The following is an 18,365-nucleotide window of genomic DNA, read 5'->3' as shown; positions in this document are numbered from 1 at the left end:
TCATCCGTACTGATGTGGGACGGACGGGCCGCGATTACGGTCGCCGCCGTGAGGAACCGTTGGGCCACCCGTCTTTGCGCTGCACTGACGGTGACCACTCTTGTCATCGGCGTAGCAGGTCAGGCAGCCTACGCGGCTCCCAAGGAGCCCACGCTCCCCGAGCAGTTGCTGGGCTCGGCGGCGAACCGCGCCCACCAGACGACGGCGGAGGCGACCCGGGCGAAGACCGAGCTGCCGGAGCGGGCCACCGCCAAGCCGCCCAAGGGGACCGTGCCGCGGGAGGCCCCGAAGCCGCCCGAGCCTGTCTCCCGGCTGTCGAACACCCCGCAGCGGGTGGGCAAGGCGACCGGCAAGCCCGGCAAGAGGGAAGCGCACGGGTTCGTCGCCGAGCAGAGCAAGGCGGTGCCCACGCTGGGAGACGCGACGTCGAAGGTCTTCCAGAACCCCGACCACACCTACACCGTGCGCACGTACTCCAGGCCAGTGCGTTATCGCACGGCCACGGGGGAGTGGGCGGACATCGACGTCAACCTGACCGGCGCGGACGGACGCTGGCGGCAGGCGGCCAACGACGTCGGGGTCGAGGTGGCCGACGACGCCGCCGACCCCAGGCTCCAATCGCTCACCCTGGACGCGGAGCACAGCCTGTCCTTCGCCCTCCAAGGCGCAAAGAGCACCAAGGCCACTATTTCGCGAAATATCGCGAAATATCGTGGAGTGCTGCCTGAGACGGACATCGAGGTCGAGGCGACCTGGAACGGTATCAAGGAGTCGCTGGTCCTGACCTCGCGCCAGGCCGCGACCGGCCCCTGGGACTTCCCCTTCCAGGCCAGGGGCTTGACGGCGCGAAGCTCGTCGCAGGGCGTGGAGTTCGTGGACGAGCGGGGCGCCGTCCGCATCACCGTCCCCGCCGGATTCATGCTCGACGCCAAGGGCGCCCGCTCCGACGCGGTCCGCTACACCCTCGTCGGCGACGTTCTGCGCGTCAGCGCCGACCAGAAGTGGCTGCGCGACAAGGACCGCGCGTTCCCGGTGGTCGTCGACCCCTCCTCGTACGTGCGCACCACCAGCGGCGCCGCCTCCGACACGTACGTCGACAACCACTCCGGCGCGAACCACTCCGGCAGCGACCAGCTCCTGGTCGGCTCCCAGGACGGCACCAAGCGCAACAACGCCTACATCAACTTCAACCTCGCCTCCCAGATCCCCCACGCCTACGTGACCGGCGCCGCGCTCTTCCTCTACAACACCCTGTCGAACTCCTGCTCGGCCAACCCCGTCACGGTGAAGGCCATCACCAGCAGCTGGAACGTCGGCACGATCGCCTCCTATCCCGGCGTGACCCTCGGCGACACCTGGGGCGCGGCCAGCTTCACCGGCGGCGTCACCTGCGGCGGCGCCGCCTGGGCGTGGATCGGGATCAACAGCGCGGGCCTGTCCGCCCTGTCGGACTGGGCCAACGGCGCGGGCAACAACGGCCTGGCGCTGACCGCCGACAGCTTCAAGGAGTTCGCCAGCGCCAACTCGGCCAATCCGCCATATCTGCAGGTGGACTACAGCCCCTGGCGAGCGCTGTACGCGATCGACTCCGGCGCCACGATCGACCCGCCGGTGACGGCCAACAGCGCCGGCCGGCTCCCCGTCACGGTGATCAACAACGGGATGAACTCCTGGTCCCCCGGCACGGTCAAGCTGGGCTACAAGGTCTACACCACCGGCGGCACCTTCGTGGGCAGCTCCACCGCGGCCGCCGCGCTGCCCTCCACGATCGGCAACAACGGCTCGGCGAAGGTGAGCGCCACGATCGACCCGCTCAACCCGGGCTCGTACCAGATCTGCTGGGACATGGTGACGAACGGGCAGTTCTTCTCCGACTGGGGCGTACCCGTCTGGTGCGTGAGCCTGACCGTGCTCAACCTGCCGCCCCAGATCGACTCGATGTGGCCGGGCAGCGGGTACGTGGAGTCCACGCTGACGCCGGAGTTCACGGCCTCCGGCCATGACGGGGACGAGTGGCCCGGCGGGGAGCTGAACTTCATCTTCAACGTCTGCCTGGTCTCCGACCCCGACACGTGCCCCGCGGCCGGTCTGGTCACGGGCGACTCCAACACCGGGGCCCAGACCGCGAGCTGGGCGGTGCCGCAGGGCAAGCTCAAGTGGGGCGAGCAGTACATGTGGCGCGTCCTGGTCACCGACGGCAAGGACTCCAGCCCGGCGTCCGGGTGGAGCACGTTCCGCACGGTCGTGCCGCAGCCGCTGGTCTCCTCACACGTCTCCGACAGCGCCGGCACGGCCGCCGTCAAGGGCATCGACCCGCTGACCGGCCAGTACGCGGCCACCACCACGGACGCGAGCCTCACCACCGCCGGTCCCGCGCTGGCGGTCACCCGCTCGTACAGCAGCCTGAACTCGCGCACGGGGATGTTCGGCGTGGGCTGGACCACGGCCTACGACATGAAGATCGTCACCGACAACGACTTCACCGGCAACGTCGTGGTCACCTACCCCGACGGGCGGCAGGCGCGCTTCGGCCGCAACCCCGACGGCACGTACGCCCCGCCCGAGGGCCGGTCGGTGAGCCTGGTGAAGACCGATCTGGCCTGGTTCCTCCGCGACAAGTCCGGCGGCGCGTACGTGTTCGACCCGAACGGCCGGTTGACCGCGATCTACGACGACGACCAGCACGCCGAGTACCTCACCTACAACGGCGACGGCACCCTCGCCAAGGTCGTGAACAAGGTCAGCGGCCGCGGCCTCTACTTCACCTGGAACAGCGGGGTGGTGACCTCGGTCGCCACCGATCCCGCCCAGGGGGCGCCCGCGTGGACCTACGGCTACGGCTACGGCCTGCTCGCCCAGGTCTGCCCGCCGGGCACGACGACGGCCTGCACGAAATACTCCTACAAAATGGTGTCGCACTACCGGACGGCCGTCGTGGACGCCGCCCCCGCGATGTACTACCGGCTGCACCAGAGCGCGTCCAACGAGGCCCGGCTGTTCGTCGGCCAGGACGACGCGGAGGCGGTCAACCTCTCCTACGGCGCGGCGGGCGCCCCGGCCGGGACCACGGACGGCTCGGCGACGTTCAACGGCACGAGCTCGTACCTGCGCATGCCGTACAGCGTCACCGACGAGACCACCTACGCGGCGGTCGGCATGTGGTTCAAGACCACCAAGGCCGGCGTGCTGTACGGCGCGCAGCTGAACACGCTGGAGGACTCCCGGGGCCCGCTGCCCTGGGGCTTCCTGCCGATGCTCTACGTCGGGACCGACGGCAAGCTGCACGGCCAGATGGCCGACGACGGCAGCTGCGGCTCGATGGCGTCGACCGCGGCGGTGAACGACGGCGCCTGGCACCACGTGGTGCTCACCTCGAGCGGGACGTGGCAGAGCCTGTACGTGGACGGGTCGATGGTGGCCAGCCGCACCAAGCAGATCAAGGCCACCCATCTGCCGTACGCCAGCGTCGGGGCCGGCTACACGACCACCTCGGGCTGGTGCCCGGCCGCGCCCGCCGACGCGCGCGGCCACTTCACCGGCCAGATCGACGACCCCGCCTTCTACACCCACCCGCTCGGTTCCACGTCGGTCGCCGCCCAGTACGCGGCCGGGCAGTACACGGGCGTGCTGGAGATGGTCAAGCTGCCCTCGGGCAAGCTGCAGGCCACGCTCGCGTACGACGCCCAGAACGACCGCGTCGCCTCGGTGACCGACGCGGGCGGCGGGAAGTGGCGGGTCTACCCCGCCCAGACGCAGGCCGGCACCGAGTACTACCCGAGCGCGGTCCTGGGCGCCCGGCCGCGCGAGTACTACCGCCTGGCCGAGTACTCCGGCACCCGGGCGGCCAGCGCGGCGTACGGCGACGGGCGCGACACCGACGCGACCTACCACAACGTCTCCCTGAACCAGACCGCGCCCATCTTCCTGGCCACCGGCGGCGACACGGCCGCCGGGTTCAACGGCTCCACCTCCTACCTGGAGCTTCCCGACGGGGAGATCAAGGGCGGCGGAGATCTGTCGGCCGAGCTGTGGTTCAAGACCGCCAAGCCCGGCGTCCTGCTCGCCTACCAGGCCCAGGCCATCACCGACCCGGCCGGGCCGCAGGCGAACTACACGCCCGCGCTGTACGTCGGGACGGACGGCAAGCTGCGCGGCCAGTTCTGGGACGGCGCATCGGTCGCGCCGATCACCACGAGCAAGAGCGTGACCGACGCGAGCTGGCACCACGTCGTGCTGACGGCCTCCGGCGGCACCCAGTGGCTCTGGCTGGACGGCGCCGTGGTCGGGACCAGGTCCAAGGGGCCGGTGTCCACCGTCGCGCAGAACCACGTCTACGTCGGCGCCGGCTTCATCGCCGGCAACTGGCCCGCCAAGCCCTCCGACACCCTGGGCCACTTCACCGGCACCATCGACGAGGTGGCGATCTACTGGAGCAGCCTGAGCACGGACGCGATCGAGGCGCACTACAAGGACGTCGCGACGTTCGGCATCCCCGCCACCACGGTGCTCGCCGCCGACCCGGGCGACAAGCCGATGGTCTACAGCTTCGACCCCCGGCACGGCGGCCGCCCGACCTCGCTGTACGACGCCTCGGGCGGCACCACGCGGTACGGCTACGACCTCAACGGCAACCTGGCCTCGGTGACCGACCCGGACGGGCACACCACCCAGCTGTTCAACGACGACCGGGGCAACCCGGTCATGAAGGTGACCTGCCGGGGGCCGCGCTCCTGCCAGACCTCCTACTTCACCTACTACCTGGACTCCGGCGACCCGCTGGACCCCCGCAACGACAAGCTCACCGGCGCGTACGACGCCCGGGCCGGCGCCGGGAACGACCCGGCGCACCGCACCAGCTACACCTACGACATCTCGGGCGACCTGCTCAGCGTCACCACGCCTCCCGTGAGCGGATCCGCCGGCCGTACCACCAAATACGCCTACACCGACGGCAGCGAGGCCGCCGTCGACGGCGGCACCACCCCGGACGGGCTGCTCGCCTCCGTGACCACCCCCGGCGGCAGGACCACCCGGTACGGCTACCGCCAGAACGGCGACCTCGCCCAGGTGGTGGACCCGGCCGGGCTCACCACGAAGTACGACTACGACGGCGCCGGCCGGCCCACCGCCGTGACCGAGGTCTCCGACACGTTCCCGAACGGCGTCGTCACCTCGATGGGGTACGACGCGCTCAACCACCTCACCGCCACCGTCGGCCCCGCGACCACGGACGCGATCAGCGGCGTCAAGCATCTGCCGTGGGTCATCTACACCTACGACGTCGACGGCAACGTCTCCAAGGTCGAGCAGACGGACCCCACCGGCAAGGACGCCGCCCGCACCACGAACTACACCTACGACTCCGCGGCCCGCGTCTCGTCCGTCAAGGACGCCGCGGGCAAGACCACCACCTACGGCTATGACTCCTACGGCAACCTCACCAGCACCGTGGACGCCACCGGCGCCGACCACCGGCGCACCTACGGGCCGACCGGCCTGCTGCTGACCACCAGCATCGCCAACTGGGTCGGCGACCCGCTGGACAACGACGCCCCCAAGGAGCTCGTCCTCGAATCCCGCGCCTACGACCCGGCGGGGCGCCTGGCCACGGTCACCGACGCCATGGGCCGTACCACCCGCTACCGCTACTTTGACGACAACCTGCTCGAATCGGTCTGGGCCGAGGGCTTCCGCAACGCCGACGGGTCCACCCGGGACATCCCGCTCCAGCAGAACACCTACGACAGCGCGGGCAACCTCATCCAGCGGATCACCGGCAACGGCAAGAGCACGACCGCGTACACCGTGGACGCCGCCAACCGCACCACCGAGGCCCTGCTGGACCCCACCGGCATCAAGCGCAAGACCACGTACGGCTACGACGACGACGATCACCTGATCACCCTGGTCCAGGCCCAGAACAGCGCCTACACCTGGACCACGTACGATCTCGACGCGCTGGGCCGGCCTCTCTCCCAGAAGGTCTGGGACGGTGACAAATGGCTCACGACCGCCTGGACCAGGGACCAGCGGGGCCTGCCGCGGACGATGACCGACCCGCGCGGCGCGGTGACCGACTACACCTATGACGAGGCGGGCCGGCTCACCGCGACCAAGGCGCCGACGGTCGCCATCGAGCACTTCGGCGGCGCGCCGTACAACGTCAGGCCGACGACGCGGACCGGCTTCAACAGCTTCGGCGACGTCGTGACGAGCGAGGACGCCGAGGGCTACCGGACCACGATCACCTACGACGCCATGAGCCGGCCGCTCGTCCTCACCCTGCCCGCCTACACGCAGCTCGGCGCCGGAGCCACGGTGACCGGGAGCACCACCAGGACGTACGACGCGCTGGGCCGCATGACGAGCGTCGTGGACGCGCTCGGCCACGGCGACACCTACACCTACAACCAGCTGGGCAACGTGGTCGCCACCACGGACGCGGCGGGCAACCGGTCGCGGTCGGGCTTCGACGCGGCCGGCGAGTGGCTCTGGACGCGCGACCAGGCGGGCCGGGTGACCGGGGCGACGTACGACGACCTCGGCCGCCGGATCTCCACCACCGCCGTCGAACGCACACCGGCCGCGGCCGGGTACACCACGACCTACGAGTACGACGACGCGGGCAACCTGACCTACGTCAACACGCCGTCGGGCGCGCGCAGCCAGTTCGGCTACAACGCGGCGGGCGAGGTCGTGGTCGACGTCAACCCGCTGAACCAGGCCCACTGGTACACCCGCGACCACGCCGGCCGGGTGACCAAGGTCGTCAACCCGGACGGCACCGGCAGCACCCTCGCGTACGACGGCGCAGGCCGGGCGACCGCGATGGCCGACCTCGACGCGTCGGGCGGCCGGCTGCGGTCGATGACGATCGGCTACGACGCGGGGGGCAACCCCGTCACCGTCGACCGACCCGGCGGCGGGGTCGCCACCTACGACTACGACGCGCTGAACCGGATGACCGGCCAGCACGAGAAGACCACGTCCACGCACACCGTCACCACGACCTTCGGCTACGACGCGGTGGGCAACCGGACCCGCTTCACCGACGGCAACGGCAACGCGACCTCGTACGCCTACAATCCGTGGAACCTCCAGACGGCGATGCTCGTCCCGGCGACCACGGCGTACACCACGCCCGCCCAGCGCCAGACGATCACCGACTACGACGCGGCCGGCCGCCCGTTCCAGGTCACCAAGCCGGGCGGGGTCACCGTCGCCCGCACCTTCGACGCGCTGGACCGGCTCACCGCGGAGACCGGCGCGGGCGCCGAGAGCGCCACGACCGCCCACAGCTTCGGCTACGACGCCGTGAGCCGGCTCACCTCGGCCGGGGGCGACACCTTCGGCTACGACGATCGCGATCACCTCGTCAGCACGGCGGGGCCGTCCGGCACGGCGTCCTTCACCTACGACGCCGACGGCCGCATGAAGACCCGCACCGACAAGGCGGGCACCGCCACCTACGACTACGACGCGGGCAGCCGCCTCGCCACGGTCCGCGACCCGCTCACCGGCGGGACCGCGACCTACACCTACGACTCGATGGACCAGCTCAAGGGCGTGGACTACGGCGGCGCCAAGCGCTCCTTCGAGTACGACGCGCTGCACCGGCCCACCTCCGACACGCTCAAGACCACCGCGGGCGCGACGCTGGCCGCCATCGGCTACGGCTACGACGACGCCGACCGGCTCACCAGCAAGACCACGACCGGTACGGCGGGCGCCGGGGCCAACACCTACGGCTACGACCTGGCGGGCAGGCTGACCTCGTGGAACTCGGTCGCCTACGAGTACGACGACGCGGGCAACCGGACCAAGGCCGGCCCGGCCGCCGCCGTCTACGACGCGCGCAACCAACTGGTCTCCGACGGATCGGCCGGCTACGCCTACACGGCGCGCGGCACCCTCAGATCCAGGACGCCGACCGGCGGGAGCGCGAGCGCGACGAGCTACGACGCGTTCGACCGGATGATCAGCGACGGCGCCACGACCTACGCCTACGACGGGCTGGACCGGCTCGCCTCCACCGCGGGCGTCGCGTTCAGCTACTCCGGGCTGGGCAACACCCCGGCCGCGGCCGGCGCCGAGCTCTACGGCAGGGACCCGGCCGGCGACCTCGTCTCCGTCGCGGGCCTGTACGCCTACACCGACCGGCACGGCGACCTCACCGCCACCTTCTCCGGCGCGGGCGCGCTGACCGATTCGGTGGCCTATGACCCGTACGGGAAGGTCGTCGCCAGTTCGGGCACCAAGCGAGGCGTCGGCTACCAGGGCGGCTGGACCGACCCGGCCAGCGGCAAGGTCAACATGGCCGCCCGCTGGTACGACCCCGGCACGGGCGCGTTCCCCAGCAGGGACACGCTCGAGGTGGATCCGGTGCCGTCGATGAAGGGCAACCGCTTCACCTACGCGGACGGCGACCCGCTCAACCGGGTGGACCCGACCGGCCACTTCGGCTGCCCCGCCTTCGTGTGCGGCACGGCCAAAGAAGTGATCAAGGTCGTCAAGGTGGACATCGCCCGGCCGATCTGGAACGCGGCCGACTACATCCTCGTCGGCGGCGGGGAGGTCGGCGCGGCCGCGCGCGGCTCACGGGTCTGCGGTCCGGTCTGGCTCTACTGTCTCGCGGCGGTCGGCGTCGGCGCGGGCCTGGGCTACTTCGCGGGCAAGTGGTGGAAGAACAACTGGTGGAAGGGCTGGCCGGACGGCAGCGGGCCGTACATCGAGTATCCGGACGGCGGCAGCTCGCCGGGCAAGGGCAAGACCGGCGGCGGCCCGGGCGAGGACACCCCCGGCACGGGCGGGAAGGGGCCGCACAAGACACCCAAGACGGATCCTCCGCCACCGCCTCCGCCGCCCACGCCCCAGGAGCTCGCCGACATCGCCGCGAAGACGCGCGCGACCAGGCCGGGCCCCATCGACCACGACCGGCTGCCCGGTCCGGCGGGCACCTCGCTGGCCGACGCGCTCGACAAGGGGCTCACGCACAGGGTCGACAACGCCATCGACAAGATCCTGGACAAGGTCGGCGTGGCCTTCACGCCGACCGAGGCCGGGGCGGGTGACGGGCAGCCCAACGGCGGGTTCGCCCCTGCCCCGCACGTCGTCGGCCAGTGCTCGGGGGTGTTCGGCGCGGACGCGATGCAGGACTGCCGCGTCGATCCGGGCCCGGGCGTCCCGCAGGACCCGGCGGTGCGGCTGGACCCCTGCCGCGGCGTGACGGGCGCCGGCTCCTCCTGCCTCTCCACACCCGGTCCGCTCGGGACCGCGAGCGCCGGCGACGGATCCGGCACGGGGGCGCGCGGGCCGCTCGCCGCCGACGACCCCTTCGTGCTGGCACGCGCCGGCGACCGGCCGCGCTGGGCCGCCAGGCTCCCGATGAACATGGACACGGTCCGGCGGGTGGCCCAGGACTGGGACATCCGGATCGACGACCTGACCATCAAGATCGACAAGAGGATGGACGGGCTGGCCGGGGTGACCTATCCCGACCAGACGGTCCTGCTCCGGCGAGCGGCCTTCCGCAGCGAGGAACTGCTGGCCCGCACCCTCGCCCACGAGCGGTACCACGTGGGGGACCTGCGCCAGGGCGGCGTCTATCCGAGGTCCATGGAAGAAGCGGGACCGTATGAGGACCGGGCCTACGCCTTCGAGGACGAGTGGTGGGCCAACCATCCACGTAACCAGTGACGGAATATGGACGTGTACGCAGAGGACAGCACCGAGGCGGACCCGTTGCCGAACACCCATGACGAGGCGCTCCGATGGGAGAGCTGGCTGCACGCCTACGAGCAGGCCCGTGACGAGCTGCCCGGACCGATCTCCGGGCCTTGCCCGAACTGCGGACGGGCCTGCCTCCGCCTGGTGTACCGGCTCCGGATCCCTCACCTGCTCGTCGGTGAGGCCCACTTCTGGTGCGACCACTGCCTGAAGGGGCCTTACCTCGGCAGCGTCGAGATCCCCGAGGCGGCGGCGGGGGAGGCGGACGAGCAGGCGTACCAGCGGCGGAAAGCCACGATCCCGGACTACGAGCTCGTCCCCCCTGCGGCCTAGGCGGTGTCCGGGCCGTAGAGCGCGGCCAGGTCCTCGGAGGCAGACCACCGGCTGTAGGTGGGCGACTGCGGCCAGCCGTCGGGCGAGTCCTGCCACTCCTCCTGCCGCCCGTACGGCAGCAGGTCGATCAGCGCGAAGGTGTGGGTGAGCTGCTCGGTGCCCCGGCCGTTGGTGTGCCAGGTGCGATAGACGGTGTCGTCGTCACGCAGGAACACGTTGACGGCGAAGCCCTCTCCGGGCGGTGCGCCGACGTCGGCGCCGAACGGGCTGTTCGCGGTGGAGTACCAGGTCATCCTGTTCCCGACCCGCCGCTTGTAGGCGAGCGCCTCGTCGATCGGGCCCTGGGTGACGACGACGAAGCGGGCATCGTAGCTGTCCAGGAACTCCAGCCGGGTGAACTGCGAGGTGAACCCCGTGCAGCCCGGGCACTGCCACTCCTTGCCCGGGAACCACATGTGGTTGTAGACGATCAGCTGCCTCTTGCCTTCGAAGACGTCCGCCAGCCGAACCGGTCCGTCCTCGCCCTCGAGGGTGTAGTCCGGCATCCTCACCATCGGCAGGCGGCGGCGCTGGGCGGCGACGGCGTCGAGTTCCCGGGTCGCGGCCTTCTCCCGGGCACGCAGTGCTTCGAGCTGACGCTGCCAGGTGTCGGCGTCGACGACGGGCGGTAGTGCGTTCGTGCTCATGGTCCCTCACTGATCACGTGCGGAGTTTGCAGGTACATCGGTAGAGACCAGGCCCGGCCGCCGAACTCATCGGTGGCCGGCCTGCTTCTGGGCGGCCTGTTCGAGGCGTTCGCGGTAGTCCGTCCACCACGTCTCGTCGGCGCCCGGCAGGAGGTCGTTGTCCTGGCGGCCGACGGCGCCGTCGATCAGCTCGCGGACGATGTCGGCGTGACCGGCGTGGCGGTTGGTCTCGGCGAGCACGTGGACGAGGACGCGGTGCAGGGAGACGGGGTTGCGCTCGGCCGGCCACCAGGCGACCTCACCGGTCGCGTCCAGGGGCAGCTCCTCGATCGTGGCGTCCGCGTGGGCCCAGGCGCGACGGTAGAGGGCGATGATCTGCTCGCGGGACTCGTCGGGCGTCGCCCACATGTCCGCGTTCGCCTCGGCGTCCTGCTCGAGCCAGGGCAGCGGCTCGCCGGACGGGCGGCCGAAGGTGTCGCCGAAATAGCCGAGCTCGACGCCGGCCAGGTGTTTGACCAGACCGAGGAGATTGGTGCCGGTCGGAGTCAGGGGGCGGCGGACGTCGTACTCGGAGAGGCCGTCGAGCTTCCACAGGAGGGACGCGCGGACGGTCTTGAGATAGTGATGGAGGTCCGCTTTCGGGTCCGATGTCTGCATGTCGGGCATTGTGCCAGGTGTCCGCGCCGGCGGCCGGGCCTCTATCCTGGGGCGGCCGCTTCGGCGGGACGGTCACGAAGGATCGGGAGCCCTTTGAGACAGCGGACTTTCCTCGCCGCACGCATCGACCAGTGGTCACGCGAGCACCCCAGGCGGCTGGATCTGGCACTGACCGGTTTGATGTGGCTGGTTTCCGGCCTGCCGAGCGCTCTTGCGGGGCTGCCCGCCTTCCTCGTCGCGACGGCGGCCATTCTCCCGCTCGTCGTGCGGCGACGCTTCCCGGCCGCGGTACTCCTCTGGTCGGCCGCGGTCTTCGGCGTCCAGCTCATGGTGGTGCCGATTCCGTTGCCGGCCGACATCGCGCAGGCGGTCGTCGTCTACACCGTTGCCGCGCACGTCGTCTCTCTGCCGATCCGCCTGCTCGCCCTCGGTGCCGCGCTGGCCGGGAGCGTGCTCGCCGGTCTCCGATGGAGCACACCGCCGGAATACCTGGTCAACGTGTTCAAGAACGCGGTGGTTCTGGGGATTCTGTCGGTGCTGGTCTGGGTCATCGGCAATCTCGTCCGCGGCCGCCAGGCCAACATGAGTGCGCTGCGTGAGGCCAGTGCCCGGCTCGAGGAGAGCCGGTTGCACCGCGAACGGTTCGTCGTGCAGCAGCAGCGTGTCGCCGCGGCACGGGAGATCCACGACATCGTGGCCCACTCTCTCACCGTCGTGATCGTGCAGGCCGACGGCGCGGAGTACGCCGCCGAGCACGCGCAACCCTGGGACCGCGGGGACGCGGGAAGGGTCTTCGCCACCATCGGGCGTACCGCGCGGTCGGCCCTCACCGAGGTGCGTGGCGTCATCGAGGTTCTCCGTGAGGCCGACGCCGACGGACCGGACGAACTGCGCGGGGCCGGGCTCGGACTCGCCGAGCTGCGGCAGCTCGTCGACTCGGTACGGGCGGCGGGACTCGCCGTGGAGGTCGAAGCCGGGCCGGCCGCGTTCGACGACGTTCCCACCGCGATACGGTTTGCTGTGCTCCGTGTCGTCCGGGAGTCACTGACGAACGTGTTGAAGCACGCCGGCCCGTACGCGGCAGCGCATGTGGTGGTCGCGAGGACGCAGGGAGGGATCATGGTACGAGTCGAGGACGACGGAGTCGGTGTCGCCGACGCGATCACGGACCACGGCTCCAGGCCCGGCTACGGCCTCGACGGCATGCGGGAGCGTCTGCGCGCTCTGGGCGGGGCCCTGGAGGCAGGTCCATGCCCCGGCGGCGGGTTCGTGGTCGATGCCGCGATCCCCGTCGCCGTTCTGCCGCCTTCCGCGCGACCCGCGGGCTCTGCCGCCGCGCCGGGCGGCACCGGGCGAAGTGGCGAGCGATGAGCCTCGGCCGCGTTACCCGCGTCTTCCTGGTGGACGACCAGGAGCTGGTACGGACGGGGTTCGAGATGATCCTCGACGCCACCCCGGACCTGCGGGTCGTCGGATCGGCCGCCGACGGGCAGACGGCCCTTGACGAGCTGCGGCGGCCGGAGCACCGTGCGGACGTCGTCCTGATGGACATCCGCATGCCGGGGCTCGACGGTGTGGAGACCACCCGGCGGCTGCTGGCCACACCCGACCCGCCACACGTCGTCATGCTGACCACGTTCGACGACGATGAGCTCGTCCTGGCCGCCCTTCGAGCCGGGGCGGCCGGGTTCCTGCTCAAGGACGCGGGCGCGGCGGAGCTGCTGGCGGCGATCCGGGCGGCCGCCGCCGGGGAGGCGCCTGTCGCGCCGAGGCTCGTACGTCGCCTGATCGACTCGTTCGTCCTCGCACCGCCCGTGACCACACCCGCCGAGCCCCCGCCCGCCGCCGCGTCCAGACTGGAGCGTCTCACCACCCGCGAACGCGAGATCCTCGCCTCCGTCGGCCTGGGACTCACCAACGCCGAGATCGCCGCGCGGCTTCAGCTGGCGGAGTCGACCGTCAAGACGCATCTCGGCTCGGTGCTGCGCAAGCTCGAGCTACGCGACCGTGTGCAGGCGGTCATCCTCGCGCAGACACAGGGGCTGACCGGCTGATCCCGATCGCGAGGGCGCAGATCGCCGTGCCGGCGAGCACGAACAGCCCGGTGTCGCCGGCCAGGTACTCGCGCACCACCACGGGCTGCCCGGTCGAGATCGCGTGCTCCAGCAACAGGGCGAAGGTGGCGTTGTGTGCGAAGTGGGCCAGCACGACCGGCCACACGCTGCCGGACATGACGCGCAGATACCCGAAGAGGAACGAGAACGCGATCACCGAGCCGCCGAACAGCAGGAGCACCAGGCTTCGGTCTCCTTCGCTGTGGTAGTACGGCGTGAACAGGATGTACGGCAGGTGCCAGGCGATCCAGACCAGCCCGACCACGAGCATCGCCGAGCGCTCGCCCAGGAACGCGAGCCGCGGCTGCAGGTAGCCCCGCCAGCCGATCTCTTCCGCGAACGACAGGATCGGCCCGGTGACGGACACGGCGATCACCGACTGAAGCCAGTCGCCCTGCGGCGCGGTGAACCGGCCGAAGCCGAGCGCGACCGCACCCGCGGTGGCGAGCAGGCAGACGCCGGCGGTGGTGGCGAGCGCGAGCGGCCAGGTCCGCAGGCCGAGCCGTCCCATACCGAGTCGGCGCCACCCGTCTCTGTAATACCCCTCTCGGGTGATGACGAGCAGCATGGCCATCACGACGAGCAGCGGCGAGAGGGCGAGGACGAGCCCTCCGGCGATGCCGGCGGTGCCCAGCGAGATCGTGAGCACGAGGACGATGAAGACGATCGACGTAGCGCGATCAGAGAGCCGTTCGAACACAGGCAGACCTTCCTTCGGGGAACCGGCCTGGCCAGTGTTCTCGAACGCGTCGCCGCCGCCATCCACCGGCGATCCGAATTTCGGCCGCCGCTGACCTGCCCCTTCCGCCCGCGGGACTAGACCGCCGGTCCAGGAAGCCGGCGCTCACTCGACGACGCCCGGTGTCACTCCGCGTCCGGTGGCAGCGGGACGTCATAGGCGTTGAGCACCATCGAGATGGCGGCGTACTGCGCGATCAGGAAGACGAGTTCCGCCGTGCCCAACTCGCCGAAGGCGCCGACGGCGCAGCGATAGAGCGCTCCAGGAAGTGGCGCGCCGGCATAGAGGCAAGCGGCCACATCGTGCGCGACCGACTCCTCCCGCGTCAGCTCCGGGGGCCGTTGCCCGGTGACCAGCCCCGCGACGACGCCGTCCGGCAGCCCCGTCTCCACCGCGATCCTGCTGTGAGAGTAGAGCTCGTACGCGGCGCCGTACCGTGAACCCGTGGTGAGGATGGCGACCTCACGCACCCGCGCCGGAAGCACGCTGCCGTTCGTGACCGTCGTGAACCACTCCAGCAGCGGCCGGGCGAGGCCGGGAAAGCGCAGCATCACGGGAAACGGCCCGATCAACGCACCGCTCTCGTCGGTCGAGGTGAACGGCGTCCGCAGCCCGCTCATGATCTGCCGAACCCGTTCGTCGAGCGGGCGTTGCTCGTCGGACAGTTCACCGGGACTGATGGGGGTATCCTCACGACTTCCTCCTGTATCGCCGTACCAGCCGGGGTGGTCACGGTTCGGACGGCACACCGATCGCGTCAGCCCATCCGCGTGGCGGGCGGCATCGCCGAGGAGACGCGGCAGACCCTGGCGAACCTGCGGAGCAAACTGGCGTCGGCCGGTCTGGAGTTCCGCCACGTCGTGAAGATCACCGTCTATCTGGTGTCGATGGACGACCGCAACGCCATGGACGCCGTCTATCAGGAGACCCTTCCCGAGCCGCTGCCGGCCCGTACCTGCGTCGCCGTCGCGGAGCTGCCCTATCGCGCCCGGGTCGAGCTGGACGCCATCGCCGTGCGGGACGGAGCCTGAATGGGGTCCGCGCTTCCCGTGAAGATCGCTGACGTCGTCGCGGCGCACGCCCGGAGCGCCGGCGACGTCGTACGGACGCTCCTGCTGTCGGCCTCCTGGGCACAAGGCGAGCTCTGGCTGAAGGCCGAGAGCCTGCAGCCGATCGGGGCCTTCAAGCTCCGCGGAGCCGTGAACGCGATCGGGCGGCTCCAGCCGGGCACCCGCGCACGCGGCGTCGTCACGCACTCGAGCGGCAACCACGGCCAGGCGGTCGCATGGGCCGCACGCGCGGCGGGCATTCCCGCCGTGATCGTCATGCCGGACGCGGCGATGCCGGTCAAGGTGGAGGCGACCAGGGCGCTGGGCGCCGAGGTCATCATCGCGCCCGGCGCCCGGCGCGAGCTCGTCGCCGACGCCGTGCGGGCGGAGCGGGGGATGACGCTGATCCCGCCGTACGACCATGCCGACGTCATCGCCGGGCAGGGAACGCTCGCCCTGGAGATGCTCGAAGAGCTGGACGACATCGACACGGTGCTCGTGCCGATCGGCGGCGGCGGGCTGATCTCGGGGGTGGGAGTCGTGGTCGCGTCGCTGCCCCCGCGGACCCGCGTGGTCGGCGTGGAGCCCGAGCTGGCCGCGGACGCGCGCGACTCGCTCGCGAGCGGGCGGCGGGTCGAGTGGGACGCGGGTTCGACCTATCGCACGATCGCCGACGGAACGCGGTCGCCCGTCGTCGGCGAGATCACCTTCCCGCTTTGGCGTAGCGGTGCAGCGCGGTGGCATGCCGGTCGAAGAGCACCGCGAAGCACTCCGGTACGTCCAGGGACGCCGCGATGACGGCGGAGTCGTCCCGGCGATCCACCAGCCCCGCTTGGCCGCGTACCGATGATCGGCGGTCGCCGGGAGTTGGGGGTCCGCCGGGTCCCTCGCGCATCGTGAACGTATCGCGGATCCATCAACCGGGGCCCGCAGGATCGGTGTCGTAAGAAGGCACCAGCTGAGGAGCGTCACCATGTCCGCCACCGCAACCGTCGTCACCGTCCTGGCCGCCCTCTGGGTGGGCTTCTCCGCCTTCTCCCTCCTCCGCCGCGCCGAGTGGGTCGTGAAGCCGTTGACGGACTACGGCGTCCCCCGCTCGTGGTGGACCTGGCTCGGCGCGGCCAAGGCCGCGGGGTCGGCCGGCCTGCTGGACGGCCTGTTCGTGCCGGTCGTCGGCATCCTGGCCGGGATCGGCCTGGTGCTGTACTTCGCCGGGGCCGTGGTCACCGTGCTCCGGGCGCGCTCGTACTCGACCGTCGTCTTTCCCCTGCTCTACCTGGGTCCGGTGATCGCCGCCCTGGCCCTGGGACACGTCGCCTGAGGGGCCACCGGCGCGCTCGCCGTCTCGCGTCAGCGGCCGCGTCAGGGCGGCGACGGTCCGGTATCAGAGCGGTCGGAGATGGTGGACGCCATGAACGGTTCAGCGCCTGTCCGTTCAGCTGCCACAGTACTGAAGGAGCCTCCCCATGTCCGTCACCCTCACCGACCAGGACAAGATCACCCTGCGGACCGCCGCGTACGGTGCCGTCTCGCTGCTGGCCGCCGCCGGCGCCGCGGGCTCGCCCCACAGGATCGCCACCGAGGGCTCCATCGCCCTGGCCTCCGCGACCGGCCTGGTCGGCCACGTGCTCGCCGCGAAGACCAGAGACATCAAGCTGAACGGCAAGTCCGTGGCCGAACTCGCCGACCACGTGCTGCCCGCCCTGACCGCCGCCATGAGCCTGCTCAACGAGCAGGACCCGGCCGAGGCCGGCAACTTCCGCAGCACCGTCGTCGTCGCCCTCGAAGCAGCCACCCACCAGGGCGGGCCGAGCCCCGCCGTGGCGGAGATGGTCCGCAAGATCACCGCAGCCCTCGACGCCGCTTCGGTCACCCTGCCGTCCGGGGTGGATCGCCCGGAGCTGCAGAAGGCCATCCAGGAGATCGTCGATTCCGGTTTCACCGGGGTGACGCTGCGCGTGCACGATGAGCGAGGCGAGTGGGTCGGCAGTGCCGGCCGGCGCAAGCTGGGCCAGAGTGCCGAGCCGCCGGTGAACGGGCACGTCCGGATCGGCAGCAACACCAAGACCTTCACCGCGACCGTGGTGCTGCAGCTGGTGGGCGAGGGCAGGATCGGGCTGGACACTCCGGTGGATGACTACCTGCCCGAGTTCGGGCTGGACCGGCGGATCACGGTGCGGATGCTGCTGCAGCACACCAGCGGGGTGTTCAACTTCACCGGCGATTACTACCCCGAGCACGTGCCGGGGATCGTCTGGTCGGGCCAGGAGTGGGTGGACAACCGGTTCAGGACGTACCGGCCCGAGGAGCTGGTACGGCTGGCGCTGTCCAAGCCGGCGCGGTTCGAGCCGGGGACCGACTGGAGCTACTCCAACACCAACTACGTGCTGGCCAGGCTGCTGATCGAGAAGGTCACCGGCCGCTCGCTGGCCGAGGAGATGCGGCGGCTGATCCTGGGGCCGCTCGGCCTGACGGGCACCGTGGTGCCGGACACCTCGCCGGAGATCCCCGAGCCGCACGCCCACGCCTACTACCGGTACGGGGAGCCCGGCCGGCAGGAGACGGTCGACGTCACCCGCCAGAACCCCTCCTGGATCTCCACCGGTGGTGACATGATCTCGACCACCCAGGACCTGCACACGTTCATCTCCGCGCTGATGGGCGGCAAGCTCCTGCCGGCCGAGCTGCTGGCCGAGATGTGCACGCCGGAGCCGAAGGCCGGCTACGGGCTGGGGGTGTTCGTGCAGGACACGGAGTGCGGCGGCACCGTCATCTCCCACAACGGCGGCATCGCCGGCCACGGGGCGCTGATGTACAGCACGCCCGACGGCGGCAGGACCCTGACCGCCGCGCTGAACTATGTGGACGACGCCGAGCTGTCCCTGGCGGAGGCGTTCCAGAAGGCGACGCGGAGGCTCGTCAGCGAGGTGTTCTGCGACGGGCAGGCCGCGGGCTGAGGCATGCATGCCGGGTCCACTCGCCTCGCGGATGCATCCTCGATTGAAGGTCCATCGCGACGATGGCGAGGATATCCGGGAAAAAGTTTACATCGAGTGTTCAA

12 protein-coding genes are annotated in these 18,365 nt (G+C 70.8%); 8 read left to right on the top strand and 4 right to left on the bottom strand.

What is annotated here, in order from left to right:
• Positions 1-90: 90 nt before the first annotated feature.
• Together AB0J87_RS33315 and AB0J87_RS33310 are read left to right on the top strand one after the other, a co-directional pair.
• Positions 91-9,696, top strand: a complete 9,606-nt coding sequence (locus AB0J87_RS33315) for a LamG-like jellyroll fold domain-containing protein (protein ID WP_363971549.1) — start codon at positions 91-93, stop codon at positions 9,694-9,696.
• A 6-nt stretch (positions 9,697-9,702) separates the two neighbouring features.
• Positions 9,703-10,059, top strand: coding sequence for a hypothetical protein (locus AB0J87_RS33310; RefSeq protein ID WP_363971547.1), 357 nt, complete (start codon positions 9,703-9,705; stop codon positions 10,057-10,059).
• On the opposite strand, the gene AB0J87_RS33305 is transcribed toward AB0J87_RS33310, so the two are convergent.
• Positions 10,056-10,745 carry a DUF899 family protein gene (locus tag AB0J87_RS33305; RefSeq protein WP_363971544.1) on the bottom strand — a complete coding sequence of 230 codons (690 nt, stop codon included), beginning with the start codon at positions 10,743-10,745 and terminating at the stop codon, positions 10,056-10,058. The two genes, AB0J87_RS33310 and AB0J87_RS33305, sit on opposite strands and share 4 nt — an antisense overlap.
• A gap of 66 nt (positions 10,746-10,811) precedes the next feature.
• Positions 10,812-11,402, bottom strand: a complete 591-nt coding sequence (locus AB0J87_RS33300) for a DinB family protein (protein WP_363971542.1) — start codon at positions 11,400-11,402, stop codon at positions 10,812-10,814.
• Positions 11,403-11,495: 93 nt separating this feature from the next.
• Here AB0J87_RS33300 and AB0J87_RS33295 point away from each other — a divergent pair, with 93 nt between their 5' ends.
• A complete protein-coding gene (locus AB0J87_RS33295; RefSeq protein ID WP_363971540.1) occupies positions 11,496-12,773 on the top strand; it encodes a histidine kinase in 1,278 nt (425 codons plus the stop codon).
• A complete protein-coding gene (locus AB0J87_RS33290; protein WP_363971538.1) occupies positions 12,770-13,456 on the top strand; it encodes a response regulator transcription factor in 687 nt (228 codons plus the stop codon). Before AB0J87_RS33295 ends, AB0J87_RS33290 begins: the two co-directional genes overlap by 4 nt.
• Here AB0J87_RS33290 and AB0J87_RS33285 read toward each other — a convergent pair.
• Positions 13,422-14,216: a CPBP family intramembrane glutamic endopeptidase gene (locus AB0J87_RS33285; RefSeq protein ID WP_363971536.1), complete on the bottom strand. Its 795-nt coding sequence runs from the start codon at positions 14,214-14,216 to the stop codon at positions 13,422-13,424. The two genes, AB0J87_RS33290 and AB0J87_RS33285, sit on opposite strands and share 35 nt — an antisense overlap.
• Positions 14,217-14,380: 164 nt before the next feature.
• Positions 14,381-14,875, bottom strand: a complete 495-nt coding sequence (locus AB0J87_RS33280) for a hypothetical protein (protein ID WP_363971534.1) — start codon at positions 14,873-14,875, stop codon at positions 14,381-14,383.
• A gap of 150 nt (positions 14,876-15,025) precedes the next feature.
• Here AB0J87_RS33280 and AB0J87_RS33275 point away from each other — a divergent pair, with 150 nt between their 5' ends.
• The 4 genes from AB0J87_RS33275 to AB0J87_RS33260 all read left to right on the top strand — a co-directional run bounded on the left by AB0J87_RS33275 (position 15,026) and on the right by AB0J87_RS33260 (position 18,261).
• Positions 15,026-15,286, top strand: a complete 261-nt coding sequence (locus tag AB0J87_RS33275) for a RidA family protein (protein ID WP_363971532.1) — start codon at positions 15,026-15,028, stop codon at positions 15,284-15,286.
• Positions 15,287-15,304: 18 nt separating this feature from the next.
• Positions 15,305-16,102: a pyridoxal-phosphate dependent enzyme gene (locus AB0J87_RS33270; protein WP_363971530.1), complete on the top strand. Its 798-nt coding sequence runs from the start codon at positions 15,305-15,307 to the stop codon at positions 16,100-16,102.
• A gap of 175 nt (positions 16,103-16,277) precedes the next feature.
• A complete protein-coding gene (locus tag AB0J87_RS33265) occupies positions 16,278-16,625 on the top strand; it encodes a DoxX family protein (RefSeq protein WP_363971528.1) in 348 nt (115 codons plus the stop codon).
• A gap of 145 nt (positions 16,626-16,770) precedes the next feature.
• The gene (locus AB0J87_RS33260) at positions 16,771-18,261 is read left to right on the top strand and encodes a serine hydrolase domain-containing protein (protein ID WP_363971526.1); all 1,491 of its coding nucleotides are present in this window, start codon (positions 16,771-16,773) and stop codon (positions 18,259-18,261) included.
• The last annotated feature ends 104 nt before the right edge of the window (positions 18,262-18,365 follow it).

The organism is Nonomuraea sp. NPDC049625 (assembly GCF_040675285.1).
In the GTDB taxonomy this organism is placed as follows: domain Bacteria; phylum Actinomycetota; class Actinomycetes; order Streptosporangiales; family Streptosporangiaceae; genus Nonomuraea; species Nonomuraea angiospora_A.
Note: the sequence above shows the minus strand (reverse complement) of the source record. Positions and strands in the feature narration are given on the sequence as shown.

Bases quoted from the DNA above. Each gene is read 5' to 3' on its own strand.
- AB0J87_RS33310 (WP_363971547.1), top strand. From the start codon at position 9,703: ATGGACGTGTACGCAGAGGACAGCACCGAGGCGGACCCGTTGCCGAAC.
- AB0J87_RS33305 (WP_363971544.1), bottom strand. From the start codon at position 10,745: ATGAGCACGAACGCACTACCGCCCGTCGTCGACGCCGACACCTGGCAG.
- AB0J87_RS33300 (WP_363971542.1), bottom strand. From the start codon at position 11,402: ATGCAGACATCGGACCCGAAAGCGGACCTCCATCACTATCTCAAGACC.
- AB0J87_RS33290 (WP_363971538.1), top strand. From the start codon at position 12,770: ATGAGCCTCGGCCGCGTTACCCGCGTCTTCCTGGTGGACGACCAGGAG.
- AB0J87_RS33280 (WP_363971534.1), bottom strand. From the start codon at position 14,875: ATGAGCGGGCTGCGGACGCCGTTCACCTCGACCGACGAGAGCGGTGCG.
- AB0J87_RS33265 (WP_363971528.1), top strand. From the start codon at position 16,278: ATGTCCGCCACCGCAACCGTCGTCACCGTCCTGGCCGCCCTCTGGGTG.
- AB0J87_RS33260 (WP_363971526.1), top strand. From the start codon at position 16,771: ATGTCCGTCACCCTCACCGACCAGGACAAGATCACCCTGCGGACCGCC.